Source organism: Campylobacter concisus UNSWCS, from assembly GCF_000466685.1.
Taxonomy (GTDB): domain Bacteria; phylum Campylobacterota; class Campylobacteria; order Campylobacterales; family Campylobacteraceae; genus Campylobacter_A; species Campylobacter_A concisus_A.
This window is the reverse complement of sequence record NZ_ANNG01000039.1, coordinates 1-17,631: the sequence shown is the minus strand read 5'-3', so window position 1 is coordinate 17,631 and position 17,631 is coordinate 1. Positions and strand designations below refer to the sequence as shown.

At 38.4% G+C, this 17,631-nt stretch carries 18 protein-coding genes and 4 tRNA genes; 6 read left to right on the top strand and 16 right to left on the bottom strand.

All coding sequences use genetic code 11. The features are described 5' to 3' along the window. Positions 1-10 precede the first annotated feature (10 nt). From UNSWCS_RS08525 to UNSWCS_RS08510, 4 genes are all read right to left on the bottom strand, one after another. Positions 11-85: transfer RNA gene (locus tag UNSWCS_RS08525), tRNA-Thr, on the bottom strand. Positions 86-209: 124 nt separating this feature from the next. After that, positions 210-286, bottom strand: a tRNA-Gly gene (locus tag UNSWCS_RS08520). Between the two features lie 7 nt (positions 287-293). Further along, positions 294-378, bottom strand: a tRNA-Tyr gene (locus UNSWCS_RS08515). A gap of 52 nt (positions 379-430) precedes the next feature. Next, positions 431-506, bottom strand: a tRNA-Thr gene (locus tag UNSWCS_RS08510). 256 nt (positions 507-762) lie between these two features. Here UNSWCS_RS08510 and UNSWCS_RS08505 point away from each other — a divergent pair. Beyond that, positions 763-1,011 carry a hypothetical protein gene (locus UNSWCS_RS08505; RefSeq protein WP_002941090.1) on the top strand — a complete coding sequence of 83 codons (249 nt, stop codon included), beginning with the start codon at positions 763-765 and terminating at the stop codon, positions 1,009-1,011. On the opposite strand, the gene UNSWCS_RS08500 is transcribed toward UNSWCS_RS08505, so the two are convergent. From UNSWCS_RS08500 to hemB, 12 genes are all read right to left on the bottom strand, one after another. Next, positions 1,008-1,502 (bottom strand): transglutaminase-like cysteine peptidase, encoded by a 495-nt coding sequence (locus UNSWCS_RS08500; protein WP_223228736.1) that lies wholly within the window; start codon positions 1,500-1,502, stop codon positions 1,008-1,010. The genes UNSWCS_RS08505 and UNSWCS_RS08500 overlap by 4 nt on opposite strands. Positions 1,503-1,626: 124 nt before the next feature. Beyond that, the gene (locus UNSWCS_RS08495) at positions 1,627-2,262 is read right to left on the bottom strand and encodes a response regulator transcription factor (protein WP_021088197.1); all 636 of its coding nucleotides are present in this window, start codon (positions 2,260-2,262) and stop codon (positions 1,627-1,629) included. Between the two features lie 17 nt (positions 2,263-2,279). Further along, positions 2,280-2,777 carry a DUF5416 family protein gene (locus tag UNSWCS_RS08490; protein ID WP_021088177.1) on the bottom strand — a complete coding sequence of 166 codons (498 nt, stop codon included), beginning with the start codon at positions 2,775-2,777 and terminating at the stop codon, positions 2,280-2,282. Beyond that, the gene (locus UNSWCS_RS08485) at positions 2,777-4,243 is read right to left on the bottom strand and encodes an HlyD family type I secretion periplasmic adaptor subunit (RefSeq protein ID WP_021088167.1); all 1,467 of its coding nucleotides are present in this window, start codon (positions 4,241-4,243) and stop codon (positions 2,777-2,779) included. The genes UNSWCS_RS08490 and UNSWCS_RS08485 overlap by 1 nt, the downstream gene beginning before the upstream one ends. Positions 4,244-4,245: 2 nt before the next feature. Next, positions 4,246-6,384 (bottom strand): type I secretion system permease/ATPase, encoded by a 2,139-nt coding sequence (locus tag UNSWCS_RS08480; protein WP_021085509.1) that lies wholly within the window; start codon positions 6,382-6,384, stop codon positions 4,246-4,248. A 3-nt stretch (positions 6,385-6,387) separates the two neighbouring features. Beyond that, positions 6,388-8,337 (bottom strand): LapD/MoxY N-terminal periplasmic domain-containing protein, encoded by a 1,950-nt coding sequence (locus tag UNSWCS_RS08475; protein ID WP_021088191.1) that lies wholly within the window; start codon positions 8,335-8,337, stop codon positions 6,388-6,390. Then, positions 8,334-8,993 (bottom strand): transglutaminase-like cysteine peptidase, encoded by a 660-nt coding sequence (locus tag UNSWCS_RS08470; protein WP_012001497.1) that lies wholly within the window; start codon positions 8,991-8,993, stop codon positions 8,334-8,336. The genes UNSWCS_RS08475 and UNSWCS_RS08470 overlap by 4 nt, the downstream gene beginning before the upstream one ends. Positions 8,994-9,013: 20 nt before the next feature. Beyond that, a complete protein-coding gene (locus tag UNSWCS_RS08465; RefSeq protein WP_021088193.1) occupies positions 9,014-10,693 on the bottom strand; it encodes a TolC family outer membrane protein in 1,680 nt (559 codons plus the stop codon). 113 nt (positions 10,694-10,806) lie between these two features. Further along, entirely contained in the window at positions 10,807-12,168 is a 1,362-nt protein-coding gene (gene hemN, locus UNSWCS_RS08460) for an oxygen-independent coproporphyrinogen III oxidase (RefSeq protein ID WP_021088171.1), read from the bottom strand. Further along, entirely contained in the window at positions 12,161-12,646 is a 486-nt protein-coding gene (locus tag UNSWCS_RS08455) for a DUF2603 domain-containing protein (RefSeq protein ID WP_021088189.1), read from the bottom strand. Before UNSWCS_RS08455 ends, hemN begins: the two co-directional genes overlap by 8 nt. Beyond that, positions 12,643-13,560 carry an ornithine carbamoyltransferase gene (argF, locus tag UNSWCS_RS08450; protein ID WP_021088182.1) on the bottom strand — a complete coding sequence of 306 codons (918 nt, stop codon included), beginning with the start codon at positions 13,558-13,560 and terminating at the stop codon, positions 12,643-12,645. The genes UNSWCS_RS08455 and argF overlap by 4 nt, the downstream gene beginning before the upstream one ends. Position 13,561: 1 nt before the next feature. Beyond that, a complete protein-coding gene (gene hemB, locus UNSWCS_RS08445) occupies positions 13,562-14,533 on the bottom strand; it encodes a porphobilinogen synthase (RefSeq protein WP_021088181.1) in 972 nt (323 codons plus the stop codon). A gap of 68 nt (positions 14,534-14,601) precedes the next feature. Between hemB and ribA the strand changes: the two genes are divergently transcribed. Genes ribA through htpX form a run of 5 tightly spaced genes read left to right on the top strand, consistent with a single transcriptional unit; the run spans position 14,602 to position 17,159 of the window. After that, on the top strand, positions 14,602-15,165 hold the full coding sequence (gene ribA, locus UNSWCS_RS08440; RefSeq protein ID WP_012001491.1) for a GTP cyclohydrolase II: 564 nt from the start codon (positions 14,602-14,604) through the stop codon (positions 15,163-15,165). Next, positions 15,165-15,731, top strand: coding sequence for a 16S rRNA (guanine(527)-N(7))-methyltransferase RsmG (rsmG, locus tag UNSWCS_RS08435; RefSeq protein ID WP_021088172.1), 567 nt, complete (start codon positions 15,165-15,167; stop codon positions 15,729-15,731). Before ribA ends, rsmG begins: the two co-directional genes overlap by 1 nt. Continuing rightward, positions 15,728-15,922, top strand: a complete 195-nt coding sequence (locus UNSWCS_RS08430) for a hypothetical protein (RefSeq protein WP_009294554.1) — start codon at positions 15,728-15,730, stop codon at positions 15,920-15,922. Before rsmG ends, UNSWCS_RS08430 begins: the two co-directional genes overlap by 4 nt. Then, positions 15,919-16,284, top strand: coding sequence for a hypothetical protein (locus UNSWCS_RS08425; protein WP_021088186.1), 366 nt, complete (start codon positions 15,919-15,921; stop codon positions 16,282-16,284). Before UNSWCS_RS08430 ends, UNSWCS_RS08425 begins: the two co-directional genes overlap by 4 nt. A gap of 8 nt (positions 16,285-16,292) precedes the next feature. Beyond that, positions 16,293-17,159, top strand: a complete 867-nt coding sequence (gene htpX, locus UNSWCS_RS08420; RefSeq protein ID WP_021088175.1) for a zinc metalloprotease HtpX — start codon at positions 16,293-16,295, stop codon at positions 17,157-17,159. Positions 17,160-17,631 lie beyond the last annotated feature (472 nt).

The window sequence follows — 17,631 nt, the reverse complement described above, 5'->3', positions numbered from 1 at the left end:
TATAAACCAGTGGAGCTCATAGCGGGACTTGAACCCGCGACCTCTTCCTTACCAAGGAAGTGCTCTACCTCTGAGCCATATGAGCGAAAAACGCTTGGCTGAGATGATTTTAATCAACATACAAACAACTAAAAATTCATGAAAATAAAGATGGAATAACTGTGTTTAGTAAAATCTAGATACAGCTCCCAGTTTACTTTCCCAAATTTTGGAGCGGGAAACGGGGCTCGAACCCGCGACCCTCAGCTTGGAAGGCTGATGCTCTAGCCAACTGAGCTACTCCCGCATAACAATGGTGGTGAGACGTGGATTCGAACCACGGAAGACATAGTCAGCAGATTTACAGTCTGCCCTCGTTGGCCGCTTGAGTATCTCACCTTAAACATTAATAAGTTATTTTGGTATTTTCTGGTCAAACACTGTTACAAAATGGAGCTGGTGAACGGACTTGAACCGCCGACCCACTGCTTACAAGGCAGTAGCTCTACCAACTGAGCTACACCAGCACCTGTTTTGTGAAGTGGTAATTATAGCCCAAAATAAAATAAAAGTCAAGGAGATTTTGAAAAATATTTCATCTAATTTTTTTTGCAATCAAAACCTATAAATTTTATAAAAAATTTTAAAAATACCCGCTAGACTGAGCCATTTTTAACAAAAATAAAAATAAATTTTACATATATAAAATTTCATATTTCAATAGTTTTATTTTTTTTAAAAGCTAAAATTTCTATAATTACGAAAAATTACAAAGGATTTAATATGCAATTTTTACCTTGGGCGGTAATTTTACTGCTAATTTACGTGATCTATTTCTTAATGATCCGCTATGAAAAAAAGATAGCGACGCTAAGCAAAATGATCGAGCAAAACAGTGATGGTATCAAAGAAAATAGAGACCTTATAGGTCAAAACAGATCATTAATCGAAAAAAATAAACATAACATTGAGAAAAATACTAAAGATATTACAACAAATGTTGAAAAAATAGACATCGACTTGGAAGATTAATTCTTCCAAAATTTCTCTTCTTTTTCCTTTTTTATCAAATTTTCGTAAGTTTGCATTCTTATATTTACAGGTTCTAAATTTATGCCATCTTTTTTTATCTTAAAATATTTTCCATCCATCAAGCAATACTCTGGCACCAAGTCGTAGCGCTTCGAAAGCGGCAAAACTCTAAAGCTTAGATTATCCAGTATCAAAGGCTCTTTGTGTAAATTTTCCCAAACAGCTAGCACCATATGATATTTTTTTGTATTTTTTTCTTGAACAACCAGAAGGCATTTTTGATTATCCACGCCAAGATCTTTTAGGCTATCGCGCTTTGATATCGCGTACTCCTCGCAGTCTCCGCCACCTCGCCTTAAAAACTCGCTCCTAGTGCTCCACACATCGACATTTGTATTGTAAAAATCATCATATCTTGGCATCAAAGAATTTAAGTATGAATTTATGAGTTCTAGCTTTCTGATAAAGCTTTCGTGTTCTATTTTTTTCATAAAATTTGCATAGTGATTTAGGATATTTTTGCAAATTTGATTTTTGCACTGAGATATATTTTTTGGAGAAATTTCAAAATTATTTGCAAAAAGTGAAGAGACAAAAAAGAAAAGAAGCAAAATTTTACGCATGCAGCTGCTTCATCAAAAGCACAAGACCTATTCTATCTTTCACATTTAGCTTGCTGTAAATCGACGTAGTGTGCGCCTTTACCGTCCTTAAAGTAATGCCTGTTTGCTCTGAAATTTCATTGTTTGTTAGACCTTGGTAGATTAAGTTTGCGATCTCTTTTTCGCGTGAGCTAAGCTCGCTTAGATCAGACTTTTTCTCCAAAGTCTCACTTTCATTATTTATATATGAGCCAGTTAGCTCTCCGATCATCGCTTGGATAAATTCTGGATAAAGCCAAACTTTGCCATTTAAAATCGTCTCAAAGGCATCTTCAAAGTGCGTTTTTCTCATGTGTGAGTTTGCATATCCTTTGACACCAAGAGCCAGCAGATGTTTGCCTTCACTAAATTTTGGTTCGTTTGCAAGGATTAGACATTTTATATTTGGAAAACTTTCATAAATGGTTTTAATATTTTCATCAAGGCTATCTTTAAAAGCGTTTGTATCGATACCGACGATATCAACCTCGTCGTTTAAATTTGCAAAAAAATCTTTTTTATTGTGAGTAAATTTCACATCGTCATCTGAAAAGTACCCTCGCCAAAGATTATTAAGCGAACCATTTTGAGTAAAAAAAACCACATTCATAACCATATTTCCTTATGTCACATATAGGTTTGCTCGTAAATTTTTGACTCATTTACGAAAACGATCAAGTAGCGCTCCTTGCCACTATTTGCCTCAAATTTATAACTAAAAGTGGATAAGAATTTCTCAACTACTTCTTTGTCTTCTTTTAAAAAGATACTCATCTCAAAACAACCATTTGATATGGCATATCTATATGGCACACTAAGAGATAGTAAATTTAGATCAAAGTCCAAGCTATCACTGCTTTCATCGTAGCCACTAATTGATATTTTAATGCTGCTTACTAGCTCATCTTCTATCTTTAGCCCAGCTAAGCTGATATGCTCTTCTTTTTTTAAATTTATCATCTCATCAAAGCTTTTTTCACAGTCTTTAAAGAAAAATTTAACAACCCCTCTTCCGATTAGATCGCATATTTTGCCATCATTTACAATGACAAATTTATCAGCCAACTTCGCTCTTGAAATTTGATATTCGCTAAAATTTCGCTCAAAGCTAGCTGACTTTTGCATTATCGCTCCGTTAAAGCGTTTTGTTTTGCTTTTAAGATAGGTTTTAGCAGATAGTCAAGTATCGTCTTTTTACCAGTGATGATATCAGCTGAAACTATCATACCAACCTTGATCCTAAGTGGCTTTTTTTCTGTTCCAAGATAGTTTTTCTCAGTTTCTATCCTGACTAGATAGTAGCTCTCGCCTGTTTTTTCATTTGTCTCGGTATCGGCACTGATCTGCGTTACTTTACCTTTTAAGCCGCCATAAATACTAAAATCATACGCCGTAAATTTAACCATCGTATCAAGTCCAGGTCTTAAGAACGCAACGTCAGCTGGCTTAACCTTTACCTCAGCGATGAGTTTATCCTCTAGTGGGACGATCTCAGCGATATTTTCACCTGGCTTGATAACGCCAGAGACTGTATGCACCATCATTTTACTAACGATACCATTTACCGGAGATCTTACATAAGTTCTTTCAACCCTGTCGCTTAGGCTGATTTGCGACTCGTTTATCCTTGCGATCTCAGCAGAGACTTCGTTTAACTCTTTTTTTGCATTATTTTTAAACGCCAGCTTTGCCTCTTCTATCTTATTTTTCGCCTCTTTTATGGTTGATTCGACTCTTGGCACGGCAAGCACAGATGCGTCAAGCTCGCCCTTTAGATCATTTACACGTCTTTGAAGCTGGATATACTCGACCTCACTAACAAGACCTTTTTTAAAGATAGGCTCCATGATAGCTTTTTCTTTTAAAACAAGATTATAGCTATTTTGAGTTTGAGAAATTTTATTTCTAAGCTCGGTTAGCTCACTTTGGCGCTGGTGAATTTGCTCTGTTAAAATTCCTATTTGCTCGTTTAGGTGATCGATGTTTGAGTTATGCAAGCTTATCTCGTATCTTACAGCTTTGCTATTGTTCGCATCTCTTGTTTCGTTGTAGTCAAATTCTTTATCATTTGCTTCAGCATCAAGCCTCATAAATTTAGCCTGAAGCTCATCAAGTCTTAGCTTTGACTCGCCGTAGCTACTTGTAAAATTTTTATTATCAAGCCTGATGAGGATCTGATCTTTTTTAACCTCATCGCCCTCTTTTACAAAAATTTGATCTACGATACCGCCCTCAAGGTTTTGTATCGCTTGGTTTTTGCCTGATGGGATGATCTTGCCACTACCTCTTGTTATCTCATCTATCTGTGCCCATGAAGCCCACAAAAGTAGCCAAAAAACAGTTATGCTAACTGCATAAAGTATCTTTTTTGAGGTTGATGGAGCCTTTGCCAAAACAGCTTCTGAGAGGCTTGACATAAATTTTAAGTCATAGGCATCGTAGTTTTTAGCTTGGATGTTTGACTTGATGCCATCTACGCTATTTAAAATTTGATCTCCAGCGCTCTCTTGCTCTTTTATGTCACTTTTTTGAACCGGCTTTTCGTCTGGCTTTAAATTTTCATTTTGTTGATTTTTTATATCTTCTTGCATAATCACTTCCCACTAAGTCTAGCTAAAACTTCGTCTCTTGGACCATCTAGTAAAATTTTGCCGTTATCCATCACTATGAGCCTATCAACAAGATCGAGCATTGATGTTCTGTGAGTTACCAAAATCATAGTTTTATTTACGGTATTTACCTTTAAATTTGCTTTCAGCTTGCTCTCAACTGTATTGTCTAGTGAATTTGTAGGCTCGTCAAGCAAGATGATAGGACTATCAAGCAAAAATGCCCTAGCCACAGCTATACTTTGACGCTGGCCACCACTGATGCCATCGCCTCTTTCAAAGACAGGCATATCAAAACCAAGAGGGTGAGCATTGACATATTCATCAACGCCACTTACCTTAGCCGCCTTAATGATCTGCATATCATCGACATAAGGAGCTTTTTGAACGATATTTTCTCTAACCGTTCCCTTAAATAGCACAACATCTTGTGGCACATAGCCGATATTTCTTCTAAGGTCGGCTGGGTCTATTTGATTTATATCGATACCATCAATTAGCACTGAGCCCTCAGTCGGTGCGTAAAGACCTAGGATTATCTTTTGCAAGGTTGTCTTACCAGAGCCATTTCTACCGATGATGCCTACTTTCTCACCCGGCTGAATGACAAAATTTATCCTATCAAGTGAGCCTTTTGTGGTGTCTGGATAAGTAAAGCTAACGTTTTTAAACTCTATCTTACCATCAAAAGAATTTCTTCTAACAAATTTCTTGCCCTCAGGTCTTTCAACTGGCATCTGCATGATCTTACTAAGGCTTTGATAAGCTGTCTTTGTCTGCTCGAAATTTGCAGCTAGTGAGGCTACTTGACCCATAGGGGCAATCGCACGAGAACTAAGCATAACAGCAGCGATCAAACCACCCATAGTAAGGTGCGTATCTTGTATCATATAAACGCCAAGAACGATGATAGCGATAGTATTTAACTGTACCAAAAACGACGTAACTGTCGTGATCGAAGTAGTGATGATCTTTGACTTGATACTTCTATTTGCTATCTCGCCAGTCGCCTCTTCCCAGTTCCACTGCACATGGCCGCTAGCACCAAGAGTTTTAATGGTCTCTAAGCTGCTAAGACTCTCTATCAAAATGCCATTTTTCATAGCTGAAGCCTCAAATGTGCTTTTAATCGCGTTTTGAAGCGGATCTTTTATAAAAAATGTGTAGCACAAAATAGCTATCATGATAACAATAGGCACAAGCACAAGGTAGCTTCCTATAAAGTAGGTAACTATCAAGAAGATTAACGCAAATGGCAGATCCACAATGGCAGCAAGCGACGCAGATGAGAAGAAATTTCTAACTGTGTCAAATTCTTTCAAGTTGCTAGCAAATGAACCAACCGACTTTGGCTTATTGCTAAATTTCATATCCATGACGCGCTCAAAGAGGATCGAGCTCATAATGATATCGCTCTTCTTGCCTGCGATCTCAAGAAAATATGAACGAACAAATTTTAAAAATAGATCGATGCCATAAACGACGCTTACGCCAAGTGCTAGAACCCAAAGTGTCTCAACTGCGTTATTTGGCACAACGCGGTCATAGACATTCATCGTAAAGAGCGGGCTTGCAAGGACAAATAAGTTTATGATAAAGCTTGCTATCACGACGTCAAAGTAAATTTTCTTAGAGCGCTTTAAAGTGCCCCAAAACCAGTGGTCATTACCAGCGTCGATAAGCTTTGTCGAGCTTGTATCTTCTGGGACAAATTCACGTTTTAGGTAGTAAGCATAGCCTAGATACTCATCTTTTAGCTTGCTTGTTTCTATCGTGCTAGTGCCAGTTGAAAGATCAGGCGTGATGATGTTTGCCATCTTTTTGTCTTCACTGAAAGATTGCAAGATGCAAGCTTTTTTACCTCTAAGCATCAAGATACAAGGCAAAACTAAAGGCGAAATTTGATCAAGATCTTTTCTGACAAGCGTCGATGCAAAGCCAGCACGTGAAGCTGCACGAGAAAATAAAGACTTCGAGCTCTTTAGTGAAAAAAGCTCGATCTCTTCGCCATCTTTTACAGGCAGACCGATAGTCAAAGCATCGGCACTATATGGGTTATTGTGAAGTTTGGTAAAGATCACCAAGCATTGAAGCAGTTCGTCTTTTATCTTATCGCTATGCATCTATCATCCAATATTTTTGATTTCATCTATGTAAATTCCTTGCATATTTTTAATGCCAAGCTCAATTAGCTTACTCTTTTGCTCTTCACTCTCAACACCAATCGCAATCAAAATGATATCTTTTGAGCTTAAAACAACATCTAGTGATTGTTTTGTATTTGCTCCTGATTTATCACTTAAAAAGTCGATTAAGACATTTGACTGGATCTTTACGTAGTCTGGATTAAATTCTTTTAACTTCTCAATGCCTTTTGCATTAAGATCAAAGTGGTCAAATCCAAAACCAAAGCCAAGTTCTTTCAATTTTTTAGTAAGTCTAACTATACTTTCGATACTAATATCGTCTTTGTTTGGAATTTCTATATAGTTTTTAGATTTTGAAATTTGAGCGATTTTTTTAAGTGTGGCTTCAAGTTTTGAGAAATTTTCATCCGAGCTTAATATCTCTTTTCCTAAATTTATCGCCAAGCTTCCTTGAGGCAAGATATTTTCAGGCAAAATTCTAGCGATTCTATTTAGGATATGGAGATCGAGCATCGCACCTAAATTTAGCTCATTTACCATTGGCATAAAGTATGATGCCATGCGCCATTTGCCCTCGCTATCAACGAGCCTTAGATAAAGTTCATACTGCTCAAAGTTTGAGTCAAAACCAACTACTTTTTGAGCTGCAAATTTAAATTTATCCTCTTTTATAGAGTCAAAGATAAGCTCTTTGTATTTCTCTTTGCCGATGACTAGAGTGTTTTGATTTGCATTAAATTCTTTACAAGTAAAGCAGCCAGCCAGTCTTGCACTAGCCAAAGTAACGTCAGCTGATGTAAGTAGCGTCCTCATGTCAGTGCTTGGAGAGTACTCGACAATAGCAGCATTGACTGGGCATTCGCTATCATTTATAGAGAAATTTGCATAGAGTTTTTTAAACTCAGCCATGATCTTATCGTCTAAAGCTGAGAAATTTGATGAGTTTTTACCGTAAGAAAGCAAGATAAAATCGTTGTCATTTAACCTTGCGACAATCGCATTTTGGTCATTTTCGGTTGATTTTTCTTGTAAAATTTGAGCTATTTTTATGATGACACTTTGCCATTTTTCAAAGCCAAGAACGCCTTTTAACCCAGCTAGATCTTTAAAGCTAACAAGTGAAGCAACACCGCTTGAATACTCTTCACTTGCTAGATACTCACTAAATTTAGTTTGGAAAAATCTTCTATTATAAGTGCCGCTCATAGAGTCTTTATATAAAAGCTCTTGATACTTGCTAAGCGTAGCCGCCTCTCTTTCAAAGATGTCTTGAACCTTACTAACCATCGAGTTCATAGCAAGCACCATCTTTTTAAGGTCTGTTGTGAATGGAATTCTCTTTTGAATGATAAATTTATTATCAAGTATCGCTTCAGCTTGATCCTGAACCTTAACAAGCGGTCTAAATATCGCCTTAAGAGCAAAAAACGCCACGACAAGAGCGATGATGATCATTAAAGCTAGAAAGTTAAAAATATTTTTTGAGTTTGAGTAAAGCTCGTTGTAAGCAAGTGCTGTGCTGCCTTGAACATAGAGTGTGCCAAATTTAGCCCAGCCAGTCATGATCTCGCTAGTTGCAACAGGAGCTTCAAATTTAGCAATCTTATAAAACCACTCAGGGATATCTTTAACGATAGTTTGTTGAGAATTTTCTATAAGCACCTTACCATCGACATCTTCAAGTTTAATGAGCTTGTATCTGCCGCTATCAAACATAGAATTTATCATCGTTTGCGCTAAAGACATATCCTCAGGATCAACAATCGGCTTTAAAGCAAGTCCAAGTGAGTTTGCTGTGTGCCTTGCGTTTTCACCGAGCTGGTCGTTAATGTATCCATTTAGGCTCTTAAAATTTAAGTAGCCAACAGCCATAAAAATCACGATGCCAAAAGCTATCACAGCGATCATAATCTGTTTAAATAGCGTCATAAATCCTCTTTTCCTATCCTATCTATTAGTTCCATCCACTTAGGATTTTGTTTTTTATTTCCACCTGGTATTGCCTGACCAAGACCTTCTTGTTTTGCCAAGTATAGCGAATCACCGTTGAAACTATAAACTGGCACGAGGTCTGTTCTTTGAGTTGCGATTTTTATTTTACCATTTATGTTGTCTAAAATTAATGGAATAGACTTTGGTGTATCATAATATGCCAAAACCATATGTGCTTGGTTGTATCTTAAGGCTTTAACGTATGTGAAGTATAATTTTTGAGTTGGAATTCCAAGTTGCTTTAGGGTGAAATACTTTGCGATAACATAGTCTTCGCAGTCACCAGCGCCTTTTCCTACAAATTCCATTCTGGTAGCCCAGTAATCTTTTTTATGCCAAAGTTGCATATCATCAACCCACCTAAAAGAGTTAAAAAAATCATTTACTTTTATTAATTTCTCTTGTTCGGTTGCATCTTGCAATGAAGTCATTAAAGAATTTAATGCCGATGCCCTTCTTCTTGCATCTTCTCCATAAATTTTAGCCACCTTTGCTATCGTTGTTTGTTTTATAAAATCCCCGACAGCATTTAATGCTAATAACGAAAAAAGGACGCTTAAAGTAAGCGTCCAAAATTTTGCTTTGACCCTCATGGTCATCACTTTTTAAATTTTTATCTTAAGTCGTTTTGAATACTGCAAGCGCCTTGAATATATCTCTTAGCAAAGCCTGGCTCAAAACTATCTGAAACCATACCCATATTATCTAGCAATCTATATTTTGCATAAGATAGTGCAGTCTCAGTTGTAGCGATCTCTTTTAAAGCTGTGTTGTACTCGTTTTCTGCATCAAGTAGGTTGATAAGGTCACGGCGACCGATTCTAAACTCATCTTGGTATGCATCAAGAGTAGCTTTTGAATATTCAACGTGTTGATTTAGATATCCCATTTTTTCTTGGTTAAGAACATAGTTTTGCCATGAGAATTCTAAAGACTCCTTAAGCTCTCTTACAAGGTTGTCCATAGTTTGTTGCTCTTGTTGAACAGCAAGTTGGCTCTTCTCTTTATCTAGCTTATCATTACCTTTGTTGTAAAGGTTATAGTTTAGTCTTAAAAGAGCATCAAATGTTTGCTCTTCATAATCATCATATAAAACATTTGAGTGATCATAAGCACCTGATACAACAAGATCTAGTTTTGGTAAGAATGGTGCATTTTTCTCTTTTACAACTGACTCTGCCATAGCGATATTTGATCTTTGAACTAGAAGTGTTGGGTTACAAAGAACAGCTTTATCATAAACAGCCTCTTTAGTGCTTGGTAATGGCAGGTTAAATTCAGGCATTACCAGATTTTTAGCAGCAACTTTTCTTCCATATAGTTTTTCAAATGTAGAAAGTGCATCTTCATAGTTATTTTTAGCAGCTACATAGTTTGATTGAGCCAAAGTATAGCGTGATCCAGCTTGTCTCTCTTCAGAAGCTACGCCGTAACCTGATGCGGCTCTATCTTTTATCTGATTATAAATTTCCTCGTGACTTTTTACGTTCTCTTCTTCAATGTCAAGAATTCTCTTTGTTTGAAGAACTTGTAGATAAGCATTTGCAGCGCTTAGTGTTAGTCTATCCGCAGCTTGAGCTACTGTGTAAGCAGCTGAGTCAAGTCTTGCACTTTGAGAGTTGATTCTGTTTTTATCAGCACCACCATTATAAAGGTTTTCAACTAAAGTTAAAGATGCGCCAGATACTCTGCCATCGCCTCTTCTTGTTGTAAGACCGTCATCAAGACGTTTTCTCTCATATCCTACTCTAGCAGCTGCATCAAGTGTTGGATAGTAAGCATTTTTAGCTATTTTTAGATCTTTGCCTACTTGTAAGTAGTTAAATTCTGTAGCTTTTAAGCTTGGGTTTTCATTTAAAATAGTTTTTACAACTTGATCCAAAGTCAATACACTATCATCAGCTTGTGCTGTAGCTGCTGCTTTAGGCTCTGCTGATATAGTTTGCTCTATATTAGATTTTTTAGCTGACTGAGCATTTGTTACAGGTGACTTAGCTCTCATTAAAGCATCTTTATAACCTGACTCATTTTGAACTTTAGCTAACAACTCATTAGCTTCATTTTCAGAAACTGGAGTTGTATCAACATATAAAAACTTTCTTCCACCAACTTCATAAACGCCAGTAGTTAGTCTGCTATCTGATATTTTGCTGTTTACTTTACTAACAGCACTATCGATTCTAGCAGCGCTATCATCTTGAGCGAATGAAGCTAGAAAAATCCTATAAGGAACATCTTGAGCAGACAGCAGTGTTGCTGCGGCCAAGGCACTAATTGCCAATATCTTTTTCATAACTAGATCCTTTTACCTTTTTATTGTCAAGCTTTGGCTCGACCTTTTTTCGCGGATTATACACTAAAAAGTATTAAATATATTTTAAATATCTTATGACAAAAAAATAATTTTTATATTGTCTTAGAAAATCGCCTTAAATTTTCAGGAATTTTCTTAAGATACTCATCAAAACACATTGCAATATTTCGTATTATCAGCGTTCCTGTCTCATTTACGCTGATCTTATCTGTCGTAACATCGACAAATTCACTTAAATTCTTTAGCTCTTCAAGCTCGTTTTTGAAGTGTTCAAAGAAATTTATATGAAATTCATCCTCGACTGCCTTGATATTAAGCCCAAAATTACTCATCAAACTCATGATCACACTTTTTCTAAGCAAGTCTTCATCGCTTAGATAAATTCCCTTTGCGTATGGCAACTTTCCACTATCGATCGCCTTTTCGTACTCGTCCATATCTTTATGATTTTGCGCGTAGTGTCTTTTGCACTCACCGATACTTGTAATGCCTATACCGATAAGATCAGCACCACCTTTCGTCGTATAGCCTTGGAAATTTCTATGCAAAGTGCCATTTGCCAAAGCGCCAAAAAGCTCATCATTTGGCTTTGCGAAGTGATCCATTCCTATCATTTTATAGCCATTTTTAGTTAAAAACTCAGCTGTAAATTTTAAAATTTCTAGCTTCACTTCTGGATTTGGCAGGGTTGTCTCATCAAATTTACGCATCGACTTTTTTATCCACGGCACGTGAGCGTAGTTAAATACCGCAAGCCTGTCAGGATCAAGCGTAAGAGCAAGCTCAAGCGTCTTTTTAAAGCTCTCTAAGCTTTGATATGGCAGACCGTATATCAGGTCCATATTTATTGATTTTATGCCCTTTTGTCTAGCCATTTTTACGGCATTTTGAGTGATCTCATAAGGCTGAATTCTATGAATTTCTTTTTGCACTTTCTCATCAAAGTCCTGCACGCCGTAGCTTATGCGGTTAAAGCCGTGAGATATGAGCACATCAAGCTGCTCGTTTGTCAAAAATCTCGGGTCTATCTCGCAGCTTATCTCAGCCTCTTTTGAGAAATTTTTAAATTTAGCCTTGATAAGTTTGATGATATCATCAAGTTGAGCCGCGTTATAAAATGTCGGAGTGCCGCCACCAAAGTGCATCTGCAAGACCTCAGTGCTTGTATCTAGGTGGCGAGCTAAAATTTCAAGCTCTTTTTCTATATATCTTATATATCTCTCTTTGCGGTCCTCTTTGCTAGTGTAGATGACGTTACAGCCACAAAAATAGCAAGCACTCCTACAAAAAGGCAAGTGCAAATAAAGCGAAAGCGGTCTTTTTTTATCGCGGTTTTCAAGCTCTTTTATATAAGCCTCGTAGCTAAATTTATCGCTAAACTCCGGTGCTGTCGGATAGCTCGTATATCTTGGCCCTGGCCTTGAATACTTCACATACGCACTAAAATCAATCATCTGCCCTGCTCCTTGCCATTTGGATCATCTCTTTTATATCTACAAATAAATTTGGATGCTCTTTTTTTATATTTTTTACTAGTTTTTCAAGATCTATGTTAAACTGCCTGCTTTTTTTATCGTGAGCGATCTTTTTGATCTCATCCATCGCAACCACCCAAACATCACTAAAATCAACTGGGATATTTTGCCAGATCGTCTTTTCAAGCCTCAGGTCAAAATTCTCTTTTTGTGACTCTTTTAAGGCCTCTATCAAAGCTGAGAGCGATTGTACAGAAATGACCGTGTGTAAATTTTGATTTTCATCAATGCCAAACCACGGCTCTTTCGAGTCCCAAGAGCCACTTTTTAAATTTAAGATATGCTCGTTTGGATTTTTCGTTGAAACTATCTCAAAGACCGTTTTTTCAGGCTCGCTTAGCCCAAGATTATTACCGATCTCATCTATCTCATCATATATATTTTTCTCTTCACTCATCTTCTTCTCTCATCTAACCAGACCATCACGCCCTTTTGTGCATGAAGTCTATTTTCCGCCTCACTAAAAATTTCATCTGCGTGCCTTTCAAAGACCGCCTCGCTCACCTCGTAGCCTCTGTAAGCTGGCAAGCAGTGCAAAAATATCACATCTTTTTTAGCTAAACTCATCAAATTTTCATCCACGCAGTATCCGGCAAAGTCTTTTAGCCTCTTTTCTTTCTCGGCCTCTTGACCCATCGATACCCAAGTGTCCGTAGTCACTACATCGGCACCATTTACCGCTTCTTTTATATCATTTGTGATAAAAATTTTCGCACCTGAAATTTTTGCGTTTTCATTGGCCATTTTTAAAATTTCAGCATCCACCTCGTAGCCTTTTGGCGTGGCGACTCTTAGCTCAAGTCCTAGTTTGCTTGCTAGCATGAGCCATGAGTGAGTCATGTTGTTGCCATCTCCTACGTATGCGACCTTCTCACCTGCGCTAAATTCAAGCATAGTTAGATAGTCTGCCATGAGTTGAACTGGATGAAATTTATCACTCAGCCCGTTTATCACTGGCACGCTTGAAAATTTAGCAAATTCTTCTAGCGTCTCGTGCTTATCGACCCTTAGCATCGCCATATCACACATCCTGCTTATCACTCTAGCGGTGTCACGGATCGGCTCGCCACGTCCTATTTGTATATCGTTTTTGCTTAAAAATAGCGCATATCCGCCAAGCTCATGCATGCCCACATCAAAGCTCACTCTAGTTCTAGTTGAGCTTTTTTCAAATATCATCGCAAGCTTTTGATCTTTAAGATAAGGCTTAAATTCTCTAGTCTTTGCCTCTTTTTTGATCTTGCGGGCTAAATCTATCATCTGCTCGATTTCATCCTTACTAAAGTCATTTAGCGTCAAAAAGTGCCTCATCTTAGCCCCTTAAAATTTTAGCCGCTTCTTTTGCGTGATAGGTGATGATCAAATTTGCCCCTGCTCTTTTAAAGCCGATTAATGTCTCCATCATGACGCGCTCATAGTCGATGATGCCAGCTTTTGCGCCAGCTTTTAGCAGTGCGTACTCGCCGCTTACGTTATAGACGCAAAGTGGCAGAAGTGTTAAATTTCTAAGCTCTCTAACGACGTCAAGATAGGCAAGCGCTGGCTTTACCATCAAGATATCAGCGCCTTGCGCCTCGTCCTGCAAGCTCTCGTTGATCGCCTCCAAGCGGTTTGCGCTGTCCATTTGATAGCTCTTTCTATCGCCAAAGCTTGGTGCACTTTGCGCCACGTCACGAAATGGTCCGTAGTAAGCTGAGGCAAATTTAGTTGAGTACGCCATCACTGGTAAATTCTCAAAACCGTTGCTATCAAGTGTCTCTCTTAGCGTTGCGATGATGCCATCCATCATGCCACTTGGTGCGATCATGTCGGCGCCATTTTGAGCGTGTATCAAGGCTTGTTTAGCTGAAATTTCAAGCGTTGCGTCATTGTCGATGGTGTTATGCACGTGGTCGATTATGCCGCAGTGACCGTGATCTGTGTATTCGCAAAAGCAAAGATCGGTGACGACTACCAAATTTGGAAATTTATCTTTTATGGCACGAAGTGCGGTTGCGATGATGCCGTCGTTGCTTAGTGCGTCGCTACCAACGCTATCTTTTAGGCTTGGTATGCCAAATAAAATGATCGATTTTATGCCTAAATTTACTATCTCTTCGCACTCTTTTAAAATTTCATCGATACTCATTTGATAGACGCCTGGCATCGAAGCGATCTCGTTTTTAACGCCTTTGCCCTCGACCACAAAGAGCGGATAGATGAAGTCATTTACGCTAAGGCTAGTCTCTCTTACCATGTCTCTTAAAGCTGGATTTATTCTTAATCTTCTAAAACGTTTAAACATATTTTTGCCTTTTCTTTGTTAAAATGCGTGATTTTTAGCTAGTTTAGCACAGTTGGAGTAAATTTAAAATGAAAATAGAAATTTCAAACGCCGCAAATCTACCCTCAAGATTTGGCACTTATAAGGTTCAAGCCTTCAAAGAAGGGGCAAAAGAGCACCTCGTGATCTACAAAGAGCCTTTGAGCGAAGTAGTAAATCTTAGAATTCACTCCGAATGCCTAACTGGCGATGCGATCGGGAGCCTAAAGTGCGACTGTCGCGACCAGCTAGAAGCGAGCCTAAAATATATCGAAGAAAATGGCGGCATGGTCATCTATCTGCGTCAAGAGGGCAGAAATATCGGGCTTTTAAACAAGATAAACGCTTATAGCCTCCAAGACAAGGGCTTTGACACGATAGAAGCCAATCACCAGCTAGGCTTTAAGGCTGATGAGAGGACGTATGAAGTGGTTGATTTTATCCTAAATCACTACGGCATAAAAGAGGTAAATTTACTCACAAACAACCCTTTAAAACTTCACGGACTAAGCTCAGTAAAGATCGTAAAACGCGTGCCTATCGTCATCAAGCCAAATAAATTTAACGAAGGCTACTTAAAGGTCAAAAAAGAGCAAATGGGGCACATCTTGTGATGAAAAATGAGCTTTGCTTGCCAGCAGTTTTTGACGAAAAAGTAAAGGCTTACGCTCAAATTTTTGCTAAATTTAATAAAGTTCATAGCTTAAGCAACTATAAAGATATAAGCGAGCAGGTGCTTGATAGCATAAAGCCGCTTGAGATTTTTGACCTAAGCGCCAAAACGGCGATCGATATAGGCAGTGGAGCTGGCTTTCCAGCGATATTTTTAGCCCTTGCGATGCCGTGCACGAAGTGGCACCTTTTTGAGCCGATAGCCAAAAAGTCATCATTTCTAAGCTATGCTAAGATCGAGCTTGGTTTGCAAAATTTAGAAGTTCATAGCCAAAAGATCGAGCTTTCAGATAAATTTACGGCTGATCTCATCACCTCAAGGGCGCTTAGCAAGACAAAAGAGCTTATAAAAATTTGCGACGGATTTTATGATGAGAGCACTAAATTTCTCATCTACAAGGGATCAAGTGTCATGGATGAAATTTCAGGCATAGACGCGCAAATTTACAATGAAAAAAACAGAAACTACATATATTTTAATCTCAAAAACCAAGAGGAGATACGTTGAAATACTTGCTTTTTGTAGCGATTTTGGTTGCGATTTACATCATATTTTTTAAAAATAGAAAAAAAAGCGACAAGATAAGCACCAGTAACTTCGAGGAGTGCAGCAAATGCGGTGTCTTTAGCGACATCGACCAAATGGTGCTAAGAGACGGAAAATACATCTGTAAAGAGTGCATAAAGGGTGAGAGATGAAAATTTTGGGTGATGAGCTGATCAAATTTGAACCGCTATTTCTTTGCAAAAGCGAAGATGAAATTTCAAACAGCAGGCAAAATCTCTTTAAATTTGATAGAAATTTGATAAAAAGAGCGCTAGAAGCTGAAGCAAACTTTAGCATCATCGCAAATGACATAAACGAAGCTATCATCGCAAACGCCGCTGGAGCAAAATTTATTATTGCCGATATTACGCTAGCAAAAGATCTGGCAAAAGTTGCGCAAAACTACCTATTTGACGCGCTTATCGCCGTTTTGATCCAAAGTGAAGCAAGCCTTTGCGAGCTTGCGAAATTTGAGATCGACGCAGCGATCCTGCCAAATGCTATAAAAGAATAAGGACAAAAATGGAAATTTTCAAAACCGCTTTTTTAATGGTTGCTTTAATGCTAGTTTTTATCGCTGTTGGCGGCTACGTGGGCGGCGAACAAGGCATGATGATCGCCTTTTTGATGGCAGCTGGCATGAACCTATTTTCTTACTTTTTCAGCGACAAGCTCGTGCTAAAAAGATATAACGCCATCCCAGTCGATGAGAGCAACGCTCACGGCTTTTACGAGATCGTCTCTCGCCTCACACAAAAGGCGAATTTACCGATGCCAAAAATTTACATCATCCCAGAAGAGGTGCCAAATGCCTTTGCCACAGGCCGCAATCCAAGCCATGCAGCCGTCGCAGTAACCGAGGGGCTTTTAAAAATTTTAAATGAAAACGAGATCGAAGGCGTGCTAGCTCACGAGCTAAGTCACGTAAGGCACTACGACATCCTAACTGGCTCAGTCGCAGCCATACTAGCTGGTGCTATCGCGATGGTCGCAAATTTCGCCAAGATAGGCACCGTGGCAGGGCAAAATCAAAACTCGCAGCGAAACGCCAACCCAGTAATTATGCTAATCATCGCCGTTGTGATGCCTCTAGCTGCCACAGTCATACAAATGGCGATCTCAAGGGAGCGCGAGTATAAGGCGGACAAAGGCGCAGCCTATCTAACGGGACACCCAGAGTGGCTAGCTAGCGCGCTAACAAAGCTTGAAAACTACTCGAATTCTTACGTCATGCAAAACGCAAGCGAGCAAAGCGCGCATATGTTTATCGTAAATCCATTTGGCTCGCTAACTAGCAAGCTTAGCGTGCTTTTTAGAACGCACCCAAGCACTAGTGACAGGATCGCTGAACTTCAAAGGCTTGAGCAAGAGATAAAAAGAGGCATGTAAAAATTTAGCCCTTAGTAAAATTTGGGATAAATTTTTTGTTTTTTGGTTTAAATTTTAAATACAGATAGTCAAATTTTAAAATTTCATGAACGAGTAATTTCGGCTCTAAAATTTGAGCTAAGCTGTAAGCGAAGCCAAATTTTAGTAGTCAACTCTTGCGAGTGAGTGGAATTTTAAAATTTGTAAAGACTGCTTGATTAAATCTTTAAATTTCTTTTTATTTAGAAGGGAGACAAGGGGACTTGAGTTACGGTCTGCTTGCAGTTGCGAGCTAGCGAAGCAAAGCCGTCCCCTTATCCCCCTTTTTAAATCCCCCAATCCCTTCGCACGTTCAAGGCGCATGCAATCGTGCTAACGCACTGCATGCGTTTTATTTAGGAAATTCTGACAAATTTTAAAATTTCATGAACGAGTAATTTCGGCTCTAAAATTTGAGCTAAGCTGTAAGCGAAGCCAAATTTTAGTAGTCAAT